This window comes from Copranaerobaculum intestinale, assembly GCF_009831105.1.
GTDB classification, from domain to species: domain Bacteria; phylum Bacillota_I; class Bacilli_A; order Erysipelotrichales; family Erysipelotrichaceae; genus Copranaerobaculum; species Copranaerobaculum intestinale.
Window position 1 is genome coordinate 301,425 of the sequence record NZ_WUUQ01000001.1, and the last position, 22,885, is coordinate 324,309.

Annotated in this window: 20 protein-coding genes, 1 other RNA gene and 1 other annotated feature; of the genes, 3 read left to right on the plus strand and 18 right to left on the minus strand. The window is 39.6% G+C overall.

What is annotated here, in order from left to right; genetic code table 11:
• Positions 1–159 precede the first annotated feature (159 nt).
• From rsmI to GSF08_RS01540, 9 genes are all read right to left on the minus strand, one after another.
• Entirely contained in the window at positions 160–1,008 is an 849-nt protein-coding gene (rsmI, locus tag GSF08_RS01500) for a 16S rRNA (cytidine(1402)-2'-O)-methyltransferase (protein ID WP_160624108.1), read from the minus strand.
• Positions 1,008–1,868 (minus strand): regulatory iron-sulfur-containing complex subunit RicT, encoded by an 861-nt coding sequence (ricT, locus tag GSF08_RS01505; protein WP_160624109.1) that lies wholly within the window; start codon positions 1,866–1,868, stop codon positions 1,008–1,010. Before ricT ends, rsmI begins: the two co-directional genes overlap by 1 nt.
• The gene (locus GSF08_RS01510; protein ID WP_249805801.1) at positions 1,869–2,855 is read right to left on the minus strand and encodes a DNA polymerase III subunit delta; all 987 of its coding nucleotides are present in this window, start codon (positions 2,853–2,855) and stop codon (positions 1,869–1,871) included.
• Positions 2,845–3,477, minus strand: coding sequence for a dTMP kinase (tmk, locus tag GSF08_RS01515; RefSeq protein ID WP_160624110.1), 633 nt, complete (start codon positions 3,475–3,477; stop codon positions 2,845–2,847). Before tmk ends, GSF08_RS01510 begins: the two co-directional genes overlap by 11 nt.
• Positions 3,478–3,616: 139 nt before the next feature.
• Entirely contained in the window at positions 3,617–4,351 is a 735-nt protein-coding gene (locus GSF08_RS01520) for a tRNA threonylcarbamoyladenosine dehydratase (protein ID WP_160624111.1), read from the minus strand.
• Positions 4,352–4,390: 39 nt separating this feature from the next.
• On the minus strand, positions 4,391–4,747 hold the full coding sequence (locus GSF08_RS01525) for a hypothetical protein (RefSeq protein WP_160624112.1): 357 nt from the start codon (positions 4,745–4,747) through the stop codon (positions 4,391–4,393).
• 238 nt (positions 4,748–4,985) lie between these two features.
• Positions 4,986–6,926 (minus strand): DNA mismatch repair endonuclease MutL, encoded by a 1,941-nt coding sequence (mutL, locus tag GSF08_RS01530; RefSeq protein WP_160624113.1) that lies wholly within the window; start codon positions 6,924–6,926, stop codon positions 4,986–4,988.
• Positions 6,926–9,493, minus strand: coding sequence for a DNA mismatch repair protein MutS (mutS, locus tag GSF08_RS01535; RefSeq protein WP_249805802.1), 2,568 nt, complete (start codon positions 9,491–9,493; stop codon positions 6,926–6,928). The genes mutL and mutS overlap by 1 nt, the downstream gene beginning before the upstream one ends.
• Positions 9,494–9,622: 129 nt before the next feature.
• Positions 9,623–11,170, minus strand: coding sequence for a PTS sugar transporter subunit IIABC family protein (locus GSF08_RS01540; protein ID WP_160624114.1), 1,548 nt, complete (start codon positions 11,168–11,170; stop codon positions 9,623–9,625).
• A gap of 179 nt (positions 11,171–11,349) precedes the next feature.
• On the opposite strand from GSF08_RS01540, the gene GSF08_RS01545 reads away from it, so the two are divergent.
• Positions 11,350–12,567 (plus strand): FtsW/RodA/SpoVE family cell cycle protein, encoded by a 1,218-nt coding sequence (locus tag GSF08_RS01545; RefSeq protein ID WP_160624115.1) that lies wholly within the window; start codon positions 11,350–11,352, stop codon positions 12,565–12,567.
• Positions 12,568–12,588: 21 nt separating this feature from the next.
• Here GSF08_RS01545 and GSF08_RS01550 read toward each other — a convergent pair whose 3' ends face one another.
• Positions 12,589–13,377, minus strand: coding sequence for an NAD kinase (locus GSF08_RS01550; protein WP_160624116.1), 789 nt, complete (start codon positions 13,375–13,377; stop codon positions 12,589–12,591).
• A 58-nt stretch (positions 13,378–13,435) separates the two neighbouring features.
• On the opposite strand from GSF08_RS01550, the gene GSF08_RS01555 reads away from it, so the two are divergent.
• Positions 13,436–13,987 (plus strand): CYTH domain-containing protein, encoded by a 552-nt coding sequence (locus tag GSF08_RS01555; protein WP_160624117.1) that lies wholly within the window; start codon positions 13,436–13,438, stop codon positions 13,985–13,987.
• Complete coding sequence (locus GSF08_RS01560) at positions 13,975–14,238, plus strand: DUF1294 domain-containing protein (RefSeq protein ID WP_160624118.1); 264 nt, start codon at positions 13,975–13,977, stop codon at positions 14,236–14,238. Before GSF08_RS01555 ends, GSF08_RS01560 begins: the two co-directional genes overlap by 13 nt.
• Before the next feature lie 20 nt (positions 14,239–14,258).
• On the opposite strand, the gene GSF08_RS01565 is transcribed toward GSF08_RS01560, so the two are convergent.
• The 8 genes from GSF08_RS01565 to gyrA all read right to left on the minus strand — a co-directional run bounded on the left by GSF08_RS01565 (position 14,259) and on the right by gyrA (position 22,870).
• Positions 14,259–15,203: a hypothetical protein gene (locus tag GSF08_RS01565; RefSeq protein WP_160624119.1), complete on the minus strand. Its 945-nt coding sequence runs from the start codon at positions 15,201–15,203 to the stop codon at positions 14,259–14,261.
• Positions 15,204–15,290: 87 nt separating this feature from the next.
• A complete protein-coding gene (gene recR, locus GSF08_RS01570; protein ID WP_160624120.1) occupies positions 15,291–15,881 on the minus strand; it encodes a recombination mediator RecR in 591 nt (196 codons plus the stop codon).
• Positions 15,881–16,186 (minus strand): YbaB/EbfC family nucleoid-associated protein, encoded by a 306-nt coding sequence (locus tag GSF08_RS01575; RefSeq protein ID WP_160624121.1) that lies wholly within the window; start codon positions 16,184–16,186, stop codon positions 15,881–15,883. The genes recR and GSF08_RS01575 overlap by 1 nt, the downstream gene beginning before the upstream one ends.
• Position 16,187: 1 nt before the next feature.
• Complete coding sequence (dnaX, locus tag GSF08_RS01580) at positions 16,188–18,050, minus strand: DNA polymerase III subunit gamma/tau (RefSeq protein ID WP_160624122.1); 1,863 nt, start codon at positions 18,048–18,050, stop codon at positions 16,188–16,190.
• Positions 18,051–18,118: 68 nt separating this feature from the next.
• On the minus strand, positions 18,119–18,574 hold the full coding sequence (tadA, locus tag GSF08_RS01585; protein WP_249805804.1) for a tRNA adenosine(34) deaminase TadA: 456 nt from the start codon (positions 18,572–18,574) through the stop codon (positions 18,119–18,121).
• 47 nt (positions 18,575–18,621) lie between these two features.
• Positions 18,622–18,719: signal recognition particle sRNA small type (gene ffs / locus GSF08_RS01590), an RNA gene on the minus strand.
• 103 nt (positions 18,720–18,822) lie between these two features.
• A complete protein-coding gene (gene serS, locus GSF08_RS01595; protein WP_160624124.1) occupies positions 18,823–20,109 on the minus strand; it encodes a serine--tRNA ligase in 1,287 nt (428 codons plus the stop codon).
• A gap of 41 nt (positions 20,110–20,150) precedes the next feature.
• Positions 20,151–20,357 (minus strand) — a binding site (T-box leader).
• A 17-nt stretch (positions 20,358–20,374) separates the two neighbouring features.
• Positions 20,375–22,870, minus strand: a complete 2,496-nt coding sequence (gene gyrA, locus GSF08_RS01600; protein ID WP_160624125.1) for a DNA gyrase subunit A — start codon at positions 22,868–22,870, stop codon at positions 20,375–20,377.
• Positions 22,871–22,885: the final 15 nt, after the last annotated feature.

Sequence of the window (22,885 nt, forward strand, 5' to 3'; positions counted from 1 at the left end):
CTTTTGTCAGAATTATTTCTGCCTGTTTATTTTACCATAAATCAAAGGAAAATCGATTTGAAATTAATTTCATTAGTACCGATAATCGGTTACATTCACAAGGCAAAGCAATAGGTTATCTGTATCTTCGAGTATGAAAAAAAGACTGCCTGGCAGTCCTTACTGTTGATGATATAGCTGATAAAGCTCATTCTTAGATACTTTATGAAGATCGGCTGCAGTTTGTACGGCAGCTTTTGCCCGCATTCCATCATTGACAAATTGCTGTACATCAATCAAAGCCTTTTGCAGCAAATCATCCTTTGATTCACAAGCAGCCGCCCCGGCAATCACAATTACCATTTCTCCTTTCAGCTCTTCATCAATATTCAGTATTTCAGATATTGTTCCGCGGATAAACTCTTCATGCTTTTTTGTCAGCTCCCGAGCAAGACACATTTTTCGATCACCTAACTCTCGAAGACAGCTCATCAGCATTTTACGCACTCGATGAGGAGCCTCATAAAAGATCAGAGTCTGAGGATACTGCGCCAATGCATGCAGCTGTACCGTACGCTCCTTTTCACTGCTTCCCAAAAAGCCATAAAATAGAAACGGCTGAACCGGAAGACCAGAAGCGACCAAGGCATTCAGCATCGCATTTGCACCGGAAATTGGAATAACCGGATAACCTGCTTCACTAATCAGCTGTGTTGCCGGAAGTCCCGGATCGGAAATAAGCGGATATCCGGCATCACTGACCACTGCAACAGACTTCCCTTCTTCCAAAAATTTCAAAAGTCCTTTGGCGCTTTCTTTTTCATTGAAGGCGTGATGAGCAACCAGATGCGTTTTAATGTCAAAATGTGACAGCAGCTTCATCGTATTTCTTGTATCCTCAGCCGCTATGACATCCACTTCCCGCAGGATCTGAACGGCTCGCGGAGTAAATTCATCCAGATTGCCGATCGGCGTCGCTACCAAATATAAGGAAGGCCGATTTTCTTCAAAGCTCTTTTGTCGATGCATCAGCGATCTGAGAAATCAATGTCCGGCCATAATTCCTGAAAGCTCAAGAATTGGACATCTTCCTTATTTTCTATTTTTGCCTGCTGAAGCAAAACATTCATACTGGTAATGCGGTAGCGTCTTCCTTTATATTCAATTTGTGAATTTAGTTTCGGCAAACCCTGCCGAAGCTTTTTATATTGTTCATCTTCGTACTTTAAACAGCACATTAATTTTCCACACTGACCTGACAGCTTCTGCACATTCAACGCCAACAGCTGATTTTTAGCCATATTTATGGATATTACGTCAAAGTCATTCAGAAAACGAGAGCAGCAGGTTTCCATTCCGCAGGTTCCCAGCCCGCCGATAATTTTCGATTTATTGCGCGGTCCAATCTGACGAAGCTCGATCCGGCACTTGAACACAGATGCCAATTCTTTCAGTAATTCACGAAAATCTACACGTTCATCGGCAACATATACAAAGATGATTTTACTGGCATCCAGGGTATATTCAGCCTCAATCAAATTCATATCCAGGTTCAGCTTGCGAATCAATTCCGCACATTTCTCCATAGCTTCTTCAGCGCGTTCGACATTACGCTTCGCATTTTGTAAATCTTTCTGCGTTGCTTTGCGTACTATTGGTTTAATTTCCATACCATTTGTATTGGCAATAAACGGTTCCGGTTCTTTAACCAGAGTGCCGAGCTCCAGCCCCCGGACCGTTTCTACAACGACCTTATCATTCATTTTTAAATGATGGTCATCGGTTCCGAAAGTATATATTTTTTTTGATTTATCAAAACTTACAAAAGCCAACAGCTCATAGGTCTGTTTACAAGGCTTATGATTACGTTTGTTGTGATTGTCACTCATTTATGAAACCTCCTTTATTCGATACACCAGCTGATCAATCAGCAGTGCGATGTTTACTGAAGTACGAATCAGTGTATCTTTGGTATCCATCAGAATATTCAGAATCTGACAAATTTGATCGGCAGCTTGTTTTCCATCCTGCAGCTGCTGCATGTACCAAGCATCGGTACAAACAGATTTTTGCTTCAGGCAATCCTTATAGTATATAACCAGCATATCCAACAGATATTGTAGTGAGATTTTATCTGCTCCCTTGTTTTTCCCGGGAAATGCTTCTGTTTCCAAAAACAACAGGGCCCGATAGACATCCTTTCGAAACAATGTGACTACTTCTTTCATACAGAAACGCGCATGCTGATAAACATCACTGTCCAGCGTTGTCTGAATTTCCTCCGGACTATGTACCATCTGGCTCAGTAAATAAGCATCCAAATCATCCATGCCCTGTTCTTTGCACAATTTCAAGCTATATTTATGATCCATCGGCTTAAAAGCTACAACCTGACAGCGGGAAACAATCGTCGGCAGCACTCGATCTATCTGTTCGCTGATTAAGATTGCGGTCAGATCACTGGTTGGTTCTTCCAGAAATTTCAGCAAACTGTTCAATGCATCCGGCGTCGCATTTTCTACCCGGTCAATCACATAAATTTTATGTCCGGCTGCTTCGAGGCCGGTTTTCGAAAAGGTATCCTGAAGCTTCAGCACATCTTCCTTTTTTATTGATCCTTTAGTACCATCCAGCATGATCATATCAGCATACTGGCCATTCACCACCCGCTGACAGATATCACAGATCTCACAACCAAACGGATCGGCATGCGGACATAGCAAGCTCTGGGTCAGCAAAAATGCCGCTTCCTTCTTTGGTGTACCGGCAAGGCCCTGAAAAAGATAAGCGTGCGCTAACTTTTTTGATGACAGCGCATGCTGCAGGGTTTGGTATACCACTGGCTGAAAGGTTTTCAAAGTGTCCTTAAACAACATGTTTCAGCACTCCGATCACTTCTTCATATGCTTGTTCTGCAACTTTATCAATTGATTGTGAAGCATCGACAATATGCATGCGCTCGGCAAACTGCTTTAGGATTTGTTCATACCCTAAGGCTACTCGTTGATGAAAACTCTCTGTTTCCTGATCGAGCCGATCCTTAAATGCCCGGCTTTTGATTCTGGACAGTCCTGTTTCAGGGGGCAGGGAAAGAAAAACAGTTGCATCAGGCATATGCCCTTCGATTGCAAATTGATTGATCTCAAATACTTCCTTAATGCCTAATTGACGTCCGACTCCTTGATATGCCAAAGAGCTGTCGATAAAGCGATCACACAGCACGATCTTTCCCTGTTCTATGGCTGGCAGAACTTTCTCTATCAAATGCTGACGGCGGCTGGCCGCATACAGCAACGCTTCCGTCTTCGCATCCATTTCAATATTTTCAGGATCAAGAATCACCTTACGAATTTGTTCCGCAATTTTGATTCCGCCTGGTTCTCTCGTATAAATAACCGGATAGCCTTTATCCAGCATACGTTCGTATACCAGTTTTGATATTGTCGTCTTTCCGGCACCGTCATTTCCCTCAAATGTAATAAACAAGCCTTTTGTCATATTGCATCCTCACAATCTGCATTTATTATATCATTTATCCAAAGATTAATGAATAACTTTATCTGTGCCACATAGACTATCAGTAGGGATTTCATCATCCCTTTTATATATGCGGCATGCCAATGAAAAACCGATCTGATTAGACCGGTTTTTCATGTTTGAGGATTTTTCTGACAATATAGGATGCCGCTGCCAGCCCTGCAGCAGAAGGTACAAACGGGGTGCTGGCAGGAGGCATTTTAACTTTTCTGATAACCGCGTCCGGATCGACGACAGCACGCTGAACAAAAGGAGGTTCCTTTGAGAAAAGCACCGGAACTCGATAGTGGACGCCGCGTTTTCGCAGCTGACTGCGCATTGCCTTCGCCAGCGGATCATAATTGGTTTTCCAAAGATCGGTAATTTCGATCATGGTTGGATCAAATCGGTTAGCCATCCCCAAAGAGCTGATAAACGGAATTCCATGTTCATGCGCCATCTCGATCAGATCTGCTTTACAGGTGACCGTATCAATCGCATCAATGATATAATCCGGCTGAAGAGAAAGCAGCTTTTCATTTTCCGCAGCGGAATAGAAAAGCGGCGCTTCTAAGACCTCACAGTCATCTCGATATAACTTTATTCGCTCATGCATCGCTGTTGTCTTGCTTCTTCCGACTGTTTCAAAGGTCGCGTGAATCTGCCGATTCAAATTGCTTAACGCAATCTCATCCCCATCAACTAAAATAAGCCGTCCGATTCCGCAACGTGCCAAAGCTTCCGCACTGTATGAACCAACTCCGCCGATGCCGACAACCATAACACTGGTATTTTTTAGTTTTTGAATACCTTCTTCATGAATTAATAATTTCATTCTTTCTAATGCTTCACTCATGTTTTCACTCCTATAAAAAGAAGAAGGAAAACCTTCTTCTTACTCAAAAAACTGGTCAATCGAAAAATTGGAAATAAACATCAAAACAACAATGATGATGATCACGATCACATAGGCAATGATCTTGTAACCATTGACAGATGTTTGCTGTGCAGTAATTTTTGTCTGCTTTGCGGCCGCTTTTCCCGGTACCTGCCGAATCATTTTTTGCGTAGTCCCACTGTGGCTGTTTGCCTGCCGACGGCGATAACTGTCAAAATCCGTACGGTTAAAAATAGATCGGTTCATGCTGCGGCTCGCCGGCATTTTTGATCCGCATTTTGGACAATAGTCACAGAATGTTTTTGTGCCGCATTTACTGCAAATTCTGATTTCTTCCAAAATATTATCTACCACATTTTCACCCTCTTCCCAGTGCTTTGAATCTGAGTTTCAAACAATATACGGGAATGTATAAGCTAAAAACATCGAGCTGGCCATAAATCTTATACCTGATCAGCAGGGCGTACTTTCGATAGGCACTGTCCTAGAACACTGCTTGTGATCATTGATTGCATTTTTAGAATAACAATCTGAGTTCATCTTTATACCTTGATTGTATCATGGTTCTCTGTAATGGCAAGTCAGACTATTCTTATACGATACGCAAAAATTCTTTCTCCAGCTGCTTTGTGGTCATTTTAATAAAGGTTGGCCGTCCGTGCGGACAATGATATGGCTGGTTACAGCGATGCAAATCTTCAATAACCTTGTTCATTTCATCTAGGGTGAGAATACGGTTGAAGCGAATCGAGGAATGACAGGCCATTGTTGCGACGGCATTTTCACGCAGCTTCTGAATATCGATTTCCTCATCTTTATTCCAGATATCGAGCAAATCCTGAAGAAACCCGGTTTCATCAATGCCGCTCATCCATACCGGAAGCTGTCGGCATACCACCGTATTCGCTCCGAAGGCTTCAATATCAATACCTATTTCTTCTAATGCCTTATGGATTTGATCAATGCGGGCTACTACGGCAGAGGATGTTTCAACCGTTATCGGGATCAGCAATGGCTGCATATCTTTATTGCCGGCATACAGCATATTTGACAGCCGCTCAAAATTATAGCGTTCCTGAGCAGCGTGCTGATCAATGATGTATAATCCATCTTCCCCCTGCGCCAGAATATAGCAGCCATGAAGCTGTCCGATAACCTCCATATGGGGCAGTGTATCAGAATGATCCGACATATTTCCGACACCTTGTGAATGTAAAGGATTCGATTGCTTTTTTGTTTCATCGAGTAATATCGCTGATTTTTTCATTGCGTTGACGCCATCAATCGGATAATCTACTTCTGGTTCATGTACGCTTCGATCTTCATAAACCGGCTGTGGTATCGGTTTCTGAAATTCCTCCTTAGCGGACTTTGACCGATCCAAATCGGCTTCTGCTTCATCGGATATTTTCATAAAGCTTTCATCCACATCGGTATGAAGCTTCATAACTTCTCGGTCATTTTCATAGGTAAAGGTCATCTTAGGCATTTCTACTTTTTGCGGTGCCCGATGATTTTCCTGCCTAACTTTTGTGACTTCATTAACAGCTATATCTTTTTTTAATGCATGATGCAATGCAGTATAAATCAGCTTTTCCAACTGTTTTTCTTTTGATAGACGGATTTCCCATTTTGATGGATGAACGTTGACATCAACCAAATGCGGATCCATTTTAATATCAAGTACTACGATCGGATAACGGTCTTTCGGCATATAAGGCGCATAAGCATCTTGGATTGCTTTTTGTAAATGATAAGAACGAACCATTCGTTCATTCACAAATAACAGCATATAATATTTTGTGGCACGATGAAACATCGGTTGTACCGCATAGCCGGTTACGATAAAATCACCGTCACCTTGATTTACCGAAATGGCAGATTTTGCGGCTTCTCGGCCATAAATCTGCATAAGGACCTCTTTTAGATTACCACCGCCATTGGTTTTAAAAACAGCTCGTCCATCGTGGGTTAAAGAAAAGGCAACTTGTGGGTGCGACACTGCGAATTTCTGCACAACATCACTGATCAGTGAAAATTCATATTGCGGAGTTTTTAAATGCTTAAAGCGAGCCGGTGTTTTCTGAAATAGATTTCGTACTTCAATTGATGTCCCGCGAGGTGTGCCTACCGGCTGCGCTTTGATGAGCTTACCAAAGCGAATTTCTACCTCCGTACCATCTTTGCCGTCATTTGTTTTCAAGATTGTATGCGCAACCGAAGCAATAGAGGGGAGTGCCTCCCCGCGAAATCCCATTGTACGAATATTCCAAAGATCATCGGTTTCTTTTATTTTGCTTGTCGCATGACGCTCAAATGCCAGCACTGCATCCTGAGAATCCATACCGATACCATCATCAATAATTTGTATGGATTCGATTCCCCCCTGCTTGATGTAAATATCAACATGCTTTGCCGATGCGTCAATACTATTCTCAACCAATTCTTTTACGATTCCCGACGGCCGCTCTACAACTTCTCCGGCCGCGATCATATTGCTTAAATGTTCATCCAGACGATTAATTCTTCCCATTAAGCATCACCGTCCTTTTTTAATTCACACTTTAAATCATCAATCATTTTTAAAGCATCCATCGGCGTCATTGCATTGATATCAATTTGCTCAAGCATCGCTCTTATTTTTTTATCAGTACGATTTTCCTTTTCAATCACAATCGGTTGTTCGAAGGAGACTTCCTTTGTCTGCACCTCCAGATCATTCAAGAGCTGTTTCGCTCTTTCCAAGACGGAATCCGGAAGCTTGGCTAAACGGGCAACATTGATACCATAGGATTTATCCGCTTTCCCCTCAGCCATACGATATAGAAAAGTAACATGTTCATCTTCTTCATGTACCTCTACATGAACATTTTGAATTGACGGATTTTGATCGGCCAATGCTGTCAGTTCATGATAATGTGTTGAGAAAAGCGTTTTTGCCCGAATATGTACAGTAATGTATTCCAACATCGCCTGTGCCAGCGCCATGCCGTCATAAGTTGATGTTCCACGTCCTATTTCATCAAATAGGATCAATGAATTTTCTGTTGCGTTTTGCAGGGCATTGTTCGCTTCGATCATTTCCACCATGAAAGTGGACTGCCCGCTCATAATATCGTCACTCGCCCCAATACGGGTAAAAATCTGGTCGAAAATCGGAAGTTCCGCCCGGCGCGCCGGAACATAGCACCCGATTTGTGCCAACAGTACAATTAAGGCCGTTTGCCGCATATAAGTTGATTTACCGCCCATATTCGGACCGGTAATCATTAATACACTGCAATCCGGATTCATATGCAGATCATTGGATACATACCGCGTCTCTTTCATCATTTTATCTAAAATCGGATGTCTGGCTTCTTCCAGAAGAATTTCATGTCTTGGATGGAACATTGGACGAATATAGCCATTTTCATTCGAAATAACAGCCAGCGCATAAAGGGCATCGATTGTTGCCAAAGTACTGGCAAGCTCGTGAAGTTTTGGCAGATAGACACGAATTTTTTCAAGCAGATCAAGAAACAGCTCGGTTTCCAATCGCACACTGCGCTCTTGCGCATGCACGATAGCATCTTCCTTTTCCTTCAGTTCTTCGGTGATAAAACGCTCTGCATTGGTTAATGTCTGCTTGCGAATATATCCAAATTCATCTTTTATTTGATTTAAATTTGCTTTTGTTACTTCAATATAATAACCGAATACTCGGTTATATCCGATTTTTAAAGATTTGATCTGGGTGCGGTCCCGTTCTTTATTCTCCAGTTCCAAAATCCAGTTTTTCCCGTTTTTGCCGATTTCTCTTACTCGATCCAGTTCATCATTATATCCTTCGACAAAGATACCGCCGTCGCGAATTCCAATCGGAGCTTCTTCTGCAATGATTCCTTGAATTTGATCATGAAGCTCATGCAGCTGGTCAACGCTTTGAAACTGCGGATACGCTTTACAGTCTTTCCAAAGCTCAAAAACGGCAGGTACACAAGCAAGCGTTTTAGAAAGCCGCTGAATATCACGCGGGTTTGCATTTCCGTATGCGATACGGGCGCTCAGACGCTCCAGATCATATACATTCTTTAGTTCTTCACGAAGCTCATCTTTCGTTATAAAATTTTCATTTAAAAAATCAATGGCATCTAAACGCTGATTGATTGACTTTTCCTGAATCAGCGGATATTCGATCCAACGCCGCAGCAGTCTGCTTCCCATCGCACTTTGGCACTTATCCAGAAATCCCCATAAGGTCTGTGATTTCCCTGTTGTTCTCAAAGGTGAGGTCAATTCCAGATTCTGTCTTGTTGAAAAATCCATTTGTACATACTGATCTTCATAGATCATTTCAACCATGCTCAGGTGCGACATGTTTCGCCGCTGTGTTTCTTCCAAATAATTGGTCAACTGAGCAAATGCTTTCAGAATCCTTTCATCATCAATATGCTCAATAAGATGTGTATAATTCTCATTCATCGTTTGATTCTTCTGTAAAGAAACGGTAATCATTCGCAGCTCCTGAATCATTTTGATAAGCTTTTTATCAAAATGTTCATTGATGACGATTTCTTTCACATTGTTTCCGAGCAGCACCTTTTGAAGTGCCATAACATTACGATCAACCAACTGAGCATGCATTTCTCCAGTGGTCATTTCACATAATACTACAGCCAGTCCGTATTGATAATCTGAAAGAGAAGCAATCGTAACCGTCGTTTTTTCATCGCCGATCTCTTCCATAATCGTTCCCGGTGTGACGATCTTGATCACATCCCGCTTTACCAGCCCCTTTGCTTCCGCAGGATTTTCCATCTGTTCTACGATTGCGACCTTATATCCTTTTTGGATCAGACGCTGAATATATCCGTTTGCGGCATGATAAGGAATCCCGCACATTGGTACTCGTTCTTCTACTCCGGCATTTCTTCCGGTCAGTACAAGATCCAATTCTTTTGAAGCCGTTTTCGCATCATCAAAAAACATTTCATAAAAATCTCCAAGCCGATAAAATACAATCGCATCCATATGCTGATTCTTAACTTCCAGATACTGATTCATCATCGGTGTATATATTCCTGCTTCCGGCATTCTCTGCGCACTTCCTTCCACCATAAACATTCTTTATTAACTTATATATTATATCAAATTTCTGATCCTTTGGGGAATGGTAAGAATAACAGAACATTATAAAAATGTTTGAAACCTTTGATTGGTATCTCACGACAAAAAAGAAAACCGAACTTATTCGGTTTTCCATTGTTTCTGTTTCAATAAATGATTGATATCTGCACCTACGATCGTCGATATATTTCCTAATCGTATCAGATAGCCTTCCTTTGCCTGCAATATCAAATAGGCACCATTTTCTTTTAATGCTTCAAAATCGACCAGATCACGGTTGATCAAAGAAGCAGTCAATTTATCGGGACTGGATTCAATAGCCAGAATATTATCAATGCCGCCAAGTGCATTCACAACTTTCTCTGCGACCTCACTGCGATTGCCAAGCTGGAGCAGTCCCAATGCGAATTTTTTGAAATATATCCGGGTCAGCATAAAAAATAACAAAAAACAAATAATACCCACGACTAAGACGGTAATAATACTTCTCACCATATCTGGATTTCGAAAATATGGAATGAGATCAAGCAGACTGCCTGGATTTGCAGTCATCAGGGTTCCGCTTAAATTATAGCCGATATGCACATTCAATATCTGGAAAACAGCAAACAGCATTGCTGATATGATTAAGTATGTAACATAGAGAAGCGGCGCCATGACCAGCATAAAAATTTCAAATGGGAAAGTATTTCCACATAGAATGCTTAATACAACTGCTAGGATGAAAAACATCAGATATCGGCTGCGGTCCCGCTTGCTTTTTACCAGTGAATAATAGCCGAGCAGAAATCCCGGTATCATAAAGATATTCATGATGTAATAAGGTGTGATAAATCTGCCGGCAGTTAAATCAAGTGAATTTGTAGCCTGATAGGTCCAAATTGCTACATCTCCAACATGTTTGATCCCTGAAGCATCAATCAGGCTGCCGCCTGCCTCACCCATCCAAAAAGCGCTGTGTGTGATATCTGACATATGCAGAATTTCGGATATTCTGTCGATCAATCCATAATAGAAAAGGTTAATCGGACTTGTGATATCATCGGCAATAAAATTATGTATAAACTCAATTCCCTGTACGATCAGCGGCCAGATAAAAGCAAATAGAATTCCTGTGATCAGACAACAGACAAATACAGAAAGCATTGCCCAGGCATCATGATCGATAAAGGATAAAACTCCATGCATGGAATGATGGCGAGACCGAAGATACGCAAACTTTGTGATAAAGTATGTTGCGACGATCGGAATTATGCCCATATTATATGGGACTAAATAACCTTCCGCAAATATTTTTGATTTAGTAAAATTTATTTCGATGCCCAATACATCGTTATAGAAATAAGTGGGAAGATCGGTTTTCATAAAAAACAGAATACCGATATATAAAATAATCAATCCAAAGAAACCTATCAGTACTGGTACAGAATCTTCAAAACGCTTTGATAAAACTTTGATAAATACGATTAACGGAAATATTTGAATCATAAATCCGCCGATATATTTCAGCATCTCACAGATACGGATGATATATTCGTTATCGACCTGCCATATATAATTCAGGTTGGGATTTAAGACGGAACTGCCAAGCCCCAGCAGCACAACTCCGAAGAACAGAATTTTTAATGGAAACTGCACATATTCCAGCAGTCCATGCCATCTTTCCATACCATCACCTCGCCATATTATGATACCATAGAAAAAGCTTTAAAATCCATAAAGTTCGATTTTTCCAAATTTGACAATTTTGGAAAAGAACACGTTTTTCAATATTTTGAGCGGAAACATTTAATGATATAAAAACAAAACAATGATATAATAAGAAACGTATCCAATGGAGTGATGTTATGAAACAAGAACTATCCCGTGTAAAAGAGGCGAAGCATTTTGACTTCTTATTAATAGGAGTTATCTTTGTCATGTTCTTAACTAGTCTGGTTGCAATTTATTCAGCATTTCCGCTGCTGCCGGCATACCTCAGCGGCACCAAACTGATTGCACAGCAGATCATGTGGTACGTGCTGGGATTTATTGCTCTTGGTGTAATTATGTTTAACGGAAATGATAATATATATGATTTTGCGAAAATCGGTTATTGGATATTGATGGGTGCGTTGGTTCTTCTGCTAATCAATCAGGGAGTAAATCGCATCTTTGGTGATTCTGTCAATCTGCCGTTCATTCACTCGACAAACGGTGCGACCTCATGGTTCTACTTTCCTGGGTTTTCCATTCAGCCAAGTGAATTCATGAAAATCATTCTGATCATTATTGTAGCGAATATTATCAATGAGCATAACAAAGATAAAACAGAATTTACGTTTCAGAGCGATTTTGAATTATTTATAAAAATTGGTAAATGGGCAGTGCCGCCGATGCTTCTTATTTTGATCCAACCGGATACCGGAGTGGTTATTATTATCGCAATCAGCATCCTGATTATGCTGATGTGTTCAGGAATCCGCAGAGAATGGATATTGGTAGGATTAAGTATTCTGGTGGTCGGAGTCGCTCTATTCTTATATTTGTATTATTATCATAATGCAGATTTTATTGCTATGATGGGCGGTTCTTATAAAGTAAAACGCATTACCGGATGGTTAAGCACGGAAAACTATATTCAAAGTGACGGCAATCAGCTTTATACTGCATTGCTTGCTCTTGGTTCTGCCGGGATCTTCGGCTATGGATTGCAGGCAAAAGTGGTTACAATTCTGGAGCCGCAGACAGATTTTATCTTTGCTGTATTTGGACAAAGTTTTGGATTGATCGGAACCTTGTTGATTATCGCCTTGTGTATCATGCTGGATTATTGTCTGTATCGAATTATTATCCGTTCGCGAAATACTTTTGAAAAACTGATTGTAATCGGCATTTTGGGAATACTTTTGTTTCAGCAGATTCAAAATATCGGTATGATAATTGGTTTATTGCCGATTACCGGGATTACCCTGCCTTTTATATCTTATGGAGGTTCTTCGATTTTATCCTACCTGCTCGCATTTGGAATTGTGATGAATACCAGTGCCAAAGCTCGCAGAAGTTCAGATTACAAATATGAATAAAGACCGGTAATTGCCGGTCTTTTAATATAGATTTTTTAACCGTTTAAGATAGCTGTATGGACGATAACGAGCAAAATGAACACAGCGATCAGAAATAGTACAGACTACCTTTTGAATGTTTTCCAAGTCCATATATAAATGATCGTAGCATAACAATGCGTGATTGAATGTATCGGACATAAATGTTACTGAACGATTTCTCATCATGATATACGGGACGCCTAAGGAATGATGTTTACTGTGCTGTATGCTGGTTATCTCACTAAGCTGCATAATCGATAAACCACTGTCAATAACCGCACCTCCCAAAGAACGGTTATAAGCGGTTGATCCTACCTGTGTTGACAGGCATACGCCGGTACCACGACATTTTTCAAAATGCTCACCGTCAATATAGACATCAATGACTTGCGTACGGATAATATTTTCAATGCGCATTTCATTCAATGCATAAATTGTTTTGGAATACTGAGGAACATCACCAATCAGATTGACTTCCAGCAAAGCTGCGGTAAAATCATCACACGGTTCACTGAGAATATCGTGTATACAACTATCTATTTCCTGATCTGTATACTCCGTAAAGAATCCAAGCGTACCTGTATGCACGCCAATGAACTTAGCTGTGTCTAACTTATTCAAATATTTATGAACAGCATACAGTATCGTTCCATCACCACCGACACAAATTACCAGATCCGGGTTTTTTTCATCTACGATCATACCGCTTTTCACAAGATTGATTTCCAGTTGATTTTTAATGGATAAGGAATGATCATCCTTCCTTATTACAAAAGCAATTTTTTTCATGATATGACTTCCTTTTACCTTACTTTCTATTGTATCATAACAGAGGCAGGTGAGAAACATGGAAAAAAATATTGAAACCGAGTATAAGATTTTAGTGAATAGGGAAACGTTTAACCGACTGCTTGCGAAGTATCCGAATGCTGTATTCAAAGAACAGATCAATACCTACTTTGATAACAATCAGCAGGATATTGCTAAAGCACATGGAGCGATGCGAATCCGTGAAAAGAATGGTTTTATGTTCACATTAAAAATGCCTTCTGAGGAAGGTCTTTTGGAATATGAAAGCGTAGTAACAAGCGATGATTGTTCTGCTTTGAATCAAGCGGATATACAGGCATTATTGGCTCAATACCATATTCAAGGGCCATTCCACGAAACCGCAAAGCTGATTACGAAACGAGCAGTCATTGATACCGGTTATGCCGAATTGTGTTTTGATAGCAGTCGCTATGGTAATCACCATGATTATGAAATCGAATATGAAATTATTAAACCGCATGATGGAATAACAGCTTTTCAAAAGATATTGGATACCGTAGGACTTCACTATGAAAAAAACTGTGATTCAAAGATCAAACGAGCATTGGATGCCTTATGCGAGGAATAATTGCTTATATTATTTGTATCAGCTTTATCGTACTGCTCCTTATGATATGGGATAAAATCCAGGCAAAGCAAAAGAAACCAAGAATTCCCGAAGCAACACTTCTTCTCCTTTCAGCAGCTGGAGGTGCTGCCGGCTGTTTCATCGGCATGCTTTTGGTTCGCCATAAGATAAGAAAACCGCGCTTTTTCATTACAGTTCCCATTATGACGATTCTTCAACTTGGGTTACTCATACTCTATATAAAAAAATGAGAATTTATCATCTCATTTTTTTATTTTATTTCACGCATTATTTGATACTGAATATGCAGATCATTTAGAATATGTTTTACATCAATTGAAATTTCCTGATTAAAAAACATCATAAGATGAACATCCTCATAGGTTTCTAATGCGGATTTTAAATAGCTGCGGTAGATAAGGTAGTGTCCTATCGCATATTGAAAAGAAGCTTGAAATGCATTACTATTCACAATCAGTGGAATCGCAACGATTAATTCATTTGCAGAACGTATAATAAAATCGCTGCGAGAATCCGGCAGAAATTGTGAATGCGGATAATGCTGCATCAAGGAAATAGCATATTTTGCATTGCGCTTATTTTCATATACCGTATAATAATTTTCCTTGATCATTTCATATGCATTCACAACAGCACTGAATACCGCATCGTTTCGAAAATCAGCAGCTGGATCGTCCTGAAGCATAGCTGTCCACATATCAACTCCAAATTCATCGGCTTTCTGTAATATTTTTGATGTGATCATCGGATCTTCTCTATCCAGATAAAAGAAGCTTTCTATTTTATTAGAGATAACTATTCCAAATTCACTTAAATAAATCGGTTCTTGGAAAAAAACAACTGACTCCAATTCCATACAGTTCAGTCGTGCCGGTATTTTCTTATCTTTTGAAACCTTACAAATTGCTTCTGACAACTGATTAAAAGACGGATATCCGTTTCGTTCCTGATAACGATTCCACATCCCCTTTAAGGATAAAGTTTTAGTTTGTTTCAGTTTACCGTAACCGATCAATCCTTTTTCTCGTCCTCTTCCCTTCTCTGTACCTTTTGCCAAAAAAAACAACATATCCCCTTTTTTAAAGTCGCTGATTTTTTTACCGGCGGAAGGCCGCCAAAAATTTATTTCCGTATTTCCATTTAAACGATGATAAGAAATCATATTCTGATCGGTAATATAAGCAATTGAAGCCATATTATCACCTGCTTTTATATATCTCTATTTTATCATGAATCAATTTTCAAAGGAAGATACAAAAAAAAGAGGACATTTCCTCTTTTATTACATTTTCTTGCGTCCTTCTAATGCTTTGATCAGCGTCATTTCATCGGCATAATCCAAATGACCGCCCATCGGCAGACCATGAGCGATCCGTGTGATCTCCACCGGTTTATTTTCCAGAAGCTTTGACAGATATAGGGCAGTGGTCTCTCCCTCTACAGTCGGATTTGTCGCAAGAATCACTTCCTTTACCGATTCTTGATCCACTCGCTGGATTAGTTTATCAATATTTAAATCTTCCGGGAGAATTCCTTTAGAAGTAGAAATAACTCCACCCAAAACATGATAGACACCATGATACTCATGGGTTTTCTCCATGGCCACAACATCCTTTGATTGCTGAACTACACAAATAACACTTTGGTCACGATCGCTGTTTTTACAAATATCACATAAATCCTCATCACTTAAATGACCGCATTTTGAGCAGTGATGAATATCCTTTATGCCATCCAACCCCTGCATGAATCGATGAATCTGTTCATCATCCCACTCCAATGCCTCGAATGCATATCGCTCTGCAGTTTTCAATCCTACTCCGGATAGATGCTGGAAACAATCAACAAGTGCTTCAAATTGCTTTGGATACATTAGAATCCACCAGGCAGCTTGATACCCGCTGTCAACTCATTCATCGCAGAATCTTTGTCTTCTACTGCTTCAGCCAATACTTCATTCACAGCTGTCATGATCATTTCCTGAATTTCTGTTCTATCTTCTTTTAATAATGAATCATCAAGCTGCAGGTCTACAAGTTTCATAGCCCCGTTCGCAACCACTTTGACGGCACCGCCGCCGATCGTCTTTTCATATTTTTTTTCCTTTAATTCAGTTTCCACCTTGCTCATATCACGCTGCATTTGCTGCGCTTGTTTTAATAAACCTTGAATATTCATATTATTCCTCCGTTACTGTTACATGACTTTCACCAAACAAATTCAATATAGACTCTTCCGGTGTTAATTCATGTGCTTCTTCAGCTTCATAATTCTTTCCTACATTTTCAAATTGAATTGCTTCCGGCAGCGAATTGGATAGCATTCGCTCTTTAAAAATTTGAATGACTTGCTTGCTTTGTTCAAATGTGACTGCAAATATTTTTTTATCTTGATGAAACAGTTCTCTAGTGAAAGATATAAATTCATTGTTCTTATCATTTTCATTAATTTCATTGGCTCGTGCTTGATTTTCTACTGCCAGGACCACATATTGCTCACCACTTGCGATATTTTGTGCCCCTTTTATTAAACTGGCGTGCTTAGCCCAATTCAATTCATACAAATAGTCATCTAAATGGGTAAAAGCGTCATTAACTTTTTTCTTTTCCTGCTTATTCGCACCAACCAATAATTGCAGAATAAACTCATCCTTTAGTGGATTTGCGCTTTTGTTTTCATACGCTTGTGCAGATGGCGTTTCACTCGCCTGTTCTTCTGGAATCATTTCCATAACCATTGTTAATTCCGGTTCTGACGAAGAATCATCATCCGATACAAACGCTGATTCCGCAAATTCGTCGTTATTTGTTTCACGTGAAACATCATTAGCTACCTGGACGATTTTTTCTGTTTCCTCAACCTGTTTACCGTTCTGCTTGGTTTCTGTAAATTCGGATAAGTCTGATGATTCAGTTGGTTTATGTGATACGGTTGTTGCCTCATTTTTTTGTAGGATAACTGGCTCCCCGCTAATATTCATCATTTTTAATAAACATACTTCGAAATAAGAACGAACACTGGCTGCATTGCGATACTTATCAAATGTCTGCATCAACACATCAATCATATTTAATCGTTTATCGATGTCATTGTTCACTTTCAGTCTTTGCACTTCTTCGACAGAAATAATTCTTAAAAGAGATGCATCCTTCGTATAGTCATAAATGACTGTTTCCTTTAACAAATTGATTAAATCGGTAGTCAGCCGTTTTAGATCCGTTCCCTTTGCAGTTAGTTCTTCAATTTCATTTAATACCTTTCCTGCTTCTTTTTGAAAAACTGATTCTAAGAGGGTCAGTTTATCTTCAATAGTTGCGATACCGTAAATTTCATTTACATGATGTGCTTCTATATTATTTTGTGCATATGCTATACATTGATCAAGAATACTCAATGCATCTCGCATGCCGCCATCAGCCAGCTGAGCAATTAAGCGAACTGCTTCATCACTGCAGTTCACAGCTTCTTTTTTTAATATTTTATCAATATATTCAGCTATATCGTTATTTGGTACTTTGGTGAAATCATAGCGCTGACACCGCGATATGATTGTTGGCAGCACTTTATGCGGCTCTGTTGTAGCCAAAATAAAAATAACATGTGCTGGTGGTTCTTCTATTGTCTTTAATAGTGCATTAAATGCACCAGTTGACATCATATGTACTTCATCGATGATATAAACTTTATACTTTCCTTTGATTGGAGCATATTTAACTTTTTCAATCAAATTTCTGACTTCTTCTACCCCATTATTACTCGCCGCATCTATTTCTACGATATCCGGATGATTACCTTCAGTGATTGCCAGACAATTCTCACAAGTTAAACAAGGTTTATTCCCTTCTCCGGTACAGTTTACTGCTTTTGCGAAAATCTTCGCTATTGATGTTTTTCCTGTACCGCGAGGTCCGCAGAATAAATAAGCGTGTGCGATTTTATTTTGCTGAACAGCATTCTGCAAGGTTTTCACGATATGCTGCTGACCGGCTACATCCTGAAACCCATTGGGACGATACGTTCTATATAATGCTTTATAAGCCATATGCCACCAACTTTCTCTGTTAATATTATATCAAATTTATACATCTATAACTATGAAAAAAAGCAATTCTAAAAATTGCTTTTTACTTTGTTTTGTCTGCGCTTTTCACGAAAAAAAGAAGAAATAATTTCACTGCAGGAATCCTTAAGGATGCCGCCATTCCATATCGGATAATGATTGAATCCTTTTACTTTATATATTTGTATACAACTATCCAAGCATCCCCCTTTAGGATCTTTAGCTCCATATACGACACGATTGATTCTGGATAATAGAATGGCTCCTGAACACATTACGCATGGCTCCAATGTTACATATAAGGTACACTCTTCCAATCGCCAGCTTCCGATTTTTTTACAGGCTTTATTAATTGCCAATATTTCCGCATGCGCAGTTGATAATTGCTTTTTCTCTCTTAAATTGTGAGCTTTGGCTATAATTTTCCCTTCATGAACAATTACACATCCAATCGGCACTTCATTCATATCTCTTGCTTTCACAGCTTCCCGCAAAGCTGCTTTCATGAACCTTTCATCATTTGTCATGTTTTATATCCTCAATACTTCTTTTATAATAAATAAAAACTACTACACATGACAGAGCTCCCTTAAGGCTGCTTTGTTCCCAATCTGACCTGATTCAGTAGATGTCATTGTAGTAGCTTATATATTATATCATAGACAAGCAATATTTCAACATTTTCATGAATAGTATTTCGACAAATCATTCAAATGTTTCACGTGAAACAAAAAACAAGAAATAGCGTTTGTTCTTACTTTGACGGAACTATTTTTTCATTACCACCCATATATGGTCTAAGTACTTCTGGAATATTGACTGAGCCATCAGCATTTAAGTTATTTTCCAAGAATGCGATTAGCATTCGCGGTGGTGCTACCACTGTATTGTTCAATGTATGCGCAAAGTATTTTCCATTTTCGCCTTTTACCCGGATTCCCAGTCTTCTTGCTTGTGCATCGGTTAAGTTAGAACAGCTTCCTACTTCAAAATACTTCTTCTGACGCGGACTCCACGCTTCAACATCAATAGATTTGCATTTTAAATCAGCCAGATCACCGGAGCAGCATTCTAAAGTACGCACCGGTATATCCAAGCTTCTGAATAGATCAACAGTATTTGTATACAGTTTAACAAACCATTCCATACTTTCTTCCGGTTTGCAGACAACGATCATTTCTTGCTTTTCAAATTGATGGATACGGTACACGCCACGTTCTTCAATTCCATGCGCACCCTTTTCTTTACGGAAACACGGTGAATAGCTGGTATATGTGTAAGGCATATCTTTTTCATCGAGTATGGTATCAATAAATTTTCCTATCATAGAATGTTCACTTGTACCAATCAGATATAAGTCTTCACCTTCAATTTTATACATCATATTTTCCATTTCCGCAAAGCTCATTACTCCAGTAACAACATCACTGCGAATCATAAACGGCGGTACAACATAGGTAAATCCACGATTGATCATAAAATCTCGTGCATATGATATAACCGCAGAATGAAGACGTGCAACATCTCCCATTAAATAATAAAAACCGTTTCCTGCTACTTTTCGGGCACTATCCAGATCAATGCCATTAAATCGTTCCATAATCTCGCTATGATAAGGAATTTCAAAGTCTGGAACGATTGGCTCTCCATACTTTTGAACCTCTACATTCTCACTATCATCCTTACCGATCGGAACCGATGCATCGATCATATTAGGAATAACCATCATAATTTTCTTAATTTCTTCCGCAAGAGCAGTTTCTTTTTCTTCCAGCGCTGTTAATTCACCGACCATTTCCTGGACTAATTTCTTTTTAGCTTCTGCTTCTTCTTTTAACCCCTTTTTCATTAAACCACCAATTTCTTTTGAAATTGTATTACGTTTTGCCCGAAGTTCATCCGCAGCTTGCTTAGTTTTGCGGTTATTGACATCCAGATCAATAACCTTATCCACCAATTCCAGCTTATGCTCCTGGAATTTCTTTTTAATATTTGCTTTCACCAATTCTGGATTTTCACGTAAAAATTTCATATCCAACATATTCATTTCCTCCTTTTGAATAGAAAAAAGGCACCGCCCCGTAAAGGGACGATACCTCGCGTTGCCACCCTTTTTAAGTCCATAAAAATTAGACTTCTCTTGATGTGATAACGGTACAACCGAAATAAGCTACTTCATTCACCTATTCACTCCAGGGGGGATTTCCAATACATCATATCATGACTCACACCCGCCGTCATGTCTCTGAAATATACTTGTATCTTACTTGTCCCTGTCATCGATTTCTTATTTTAAGAAATTTATATCATTGATTTGATTCACTGTCAACCTCATTTGCAGTCTCGCTGCTTGTTTCAGCTGAATCATCAGCCTCTTCTTCTGCTTTTGCGACAATCGCCACTTTGGCAACACTGGTGTTATCATTAACATTGATCAAGCGTACGCCCTGTGTATTTCGACCGTAAACTCCAACATTATCTAATGAAATTCGAATGATGATACCATCAGATGTGATAATCATGACATCTTCATCACCATTTACTGCACGTACATTGACAAGACTACCGGTTTTATCTGTTACGTTGATTGTCTTAACACCTTTTGTTCCACGTGATGTTAAACGGTATTCATCAATCGGTGTCTGTTTACCATATCCATTTTCACTGACAGTCAGAATATGCGTTCCTTCTTTAGTAGTAGCTACTCCAACCACTTCACCGCCATCAATATTAAATCCCTTAACGCCGCTGGCAGTACGACCCATCGGTCTTACATCATCCTCATTAAAGCGAACTGCCTTACCATTTGATCCTGCAATAATGATTTCATCATCACCGGTTGTTTCTTTAACTCCGAGCAGTTCATCATCCTCACGGAGCGTGATTGCGATCTTACCGTTGGTACGAATGGATTCAAATTCATCCATATTCACCCGTTTTACAATTCCCATTTTCGTTACAAAGAACAAATATTTTGATTCAGAATCACGTTTAACCGGAACCAATGCTCTTACTTTTTCCTCTTTATCGAGGTTTAACAGATTGATGACCGGTAATCCTTTTGCGGTTCTGGATGCATTCGGAATATTGAATCCGCGCAAACGATATACTTTACCAATATTTGTAAATACCAGTAAATAGTCATGTGTTGACATAGAAATTAAAAGTTCAATGACATCATCCTCATGAATTGTCATTCCCTTAATACCTTTACCGCCGCGATGTTGGGTATGATAGGTATCAACCGGCATCCGCTTGATATAACCATTGGTTGTCATTGTTATTACAATATCTTCAACTGGAATTAAATCCTCATCATTCATATCAATTTCCGCATCACTTATTTCGGTTCTGCGGGCATCGCCATACTTTTCTTTGATTTCCGTCAATTCAGTACGAATGATTTCCAAAACACGGGAATGATTTGCCAAAATATCTTTCAAATCACTGATCAGAGCGATCAATTCGTTATATTCATTTTCAATTTTTTCTCTCTGCAATCCGGTCAAACGACGAAACTGCATATCTAATATTGCTTTGGCTTGAATTTCCGATAATTGAAAGGTTTCAATCAATCTTGATGAAGCTTCTCCGTCTTCTTTAGAAGAACGGATAATACGGATAATTTCATCAATATGATCCAATGCAATTTTCAAACCTTCTAAGATATGTGCGCGATCCTCAGCTTTTTTTAAATCAAAGCGTGTTCTGCGTTCAATTACATCAATTTGATGATTGACATAATGCTGTAATGCTTCTTTTATCCCCATCTGTTTAGGGGCGCCGTTAACCAGTGCCAGAAAATTAACACCGAAAGAAGTTTGTAATGCTGTCATTCGGTACAGTTGATTTAAAATAACATCCGGCTGCACGTCTTTTCTTAATTCGATAACAATTCGTACCCCGTCACGGTTACTTTCATCACGCAGATCAGTAATACCGTCAATGATTTTTTCGCGTACCAAAGCAGCTATTTTCTCTACCAGATTAGCTTTATTCACTTGATAAGGAATTTCTTTAACCACAATCCGCGGTTTACCATTCGGTAACTCATCAACCTCAACGCGAGAACGTGTAACAATCGCACCGCGGCCGGTTTCAAACGCCTGCTTAATACCAGCTCTGCCTAAAATGATGCCGCCGGTTGGATAGTCGGGACCCTTGATATGGTTTTCCATCAGCTCCATGACTGTAATATCCGGATTGTCCATAACCGCTAAGGCTGCGTCAATCGTTTCTCCCAGATTGTGAGGCGGAATATTGGTTGCCATACCAACCGCAATACCGACTGAACCATTTACGATCAGATTTGGAAAACGAGATGGCAATACCACCGGTTCTCGTTCTTCACCATCGTAGTTAAAATCAAAATCTACAGTATCCTTTTGAATATCCCGCAGCATTTCCATTGCGATCTTAGACATTTTTGCTTCGGTATATCGCATTGCAGCAGCTCCGTCACCATCCATGGAACCAAAGTTACCGTGACCGTTAACTAGTTCATAGCGATAACTGAAGTCCTGTGCCATACGCACCATAGCATCATATACAGCAGTATCACCATGCGGGTGATACTTACCGATAACTTCACCGACAATACGTGCTGATTTTTTATGAGATTTGTTGGCTACAATGCCAAGCTCATTCATTGCGTGAAGAATTCGGCGATGTACCGGCTTTAATCCATCGCGGACATCCGGAAGTGCTCGTGATACGATTACAGACATGGAATAATCCAAAAATGAATTTCTCATTTCTTCCGATATATTGACCAGTTCTACTTTATCCCTGCTTATATCCATCTTTTTTGCACCTCC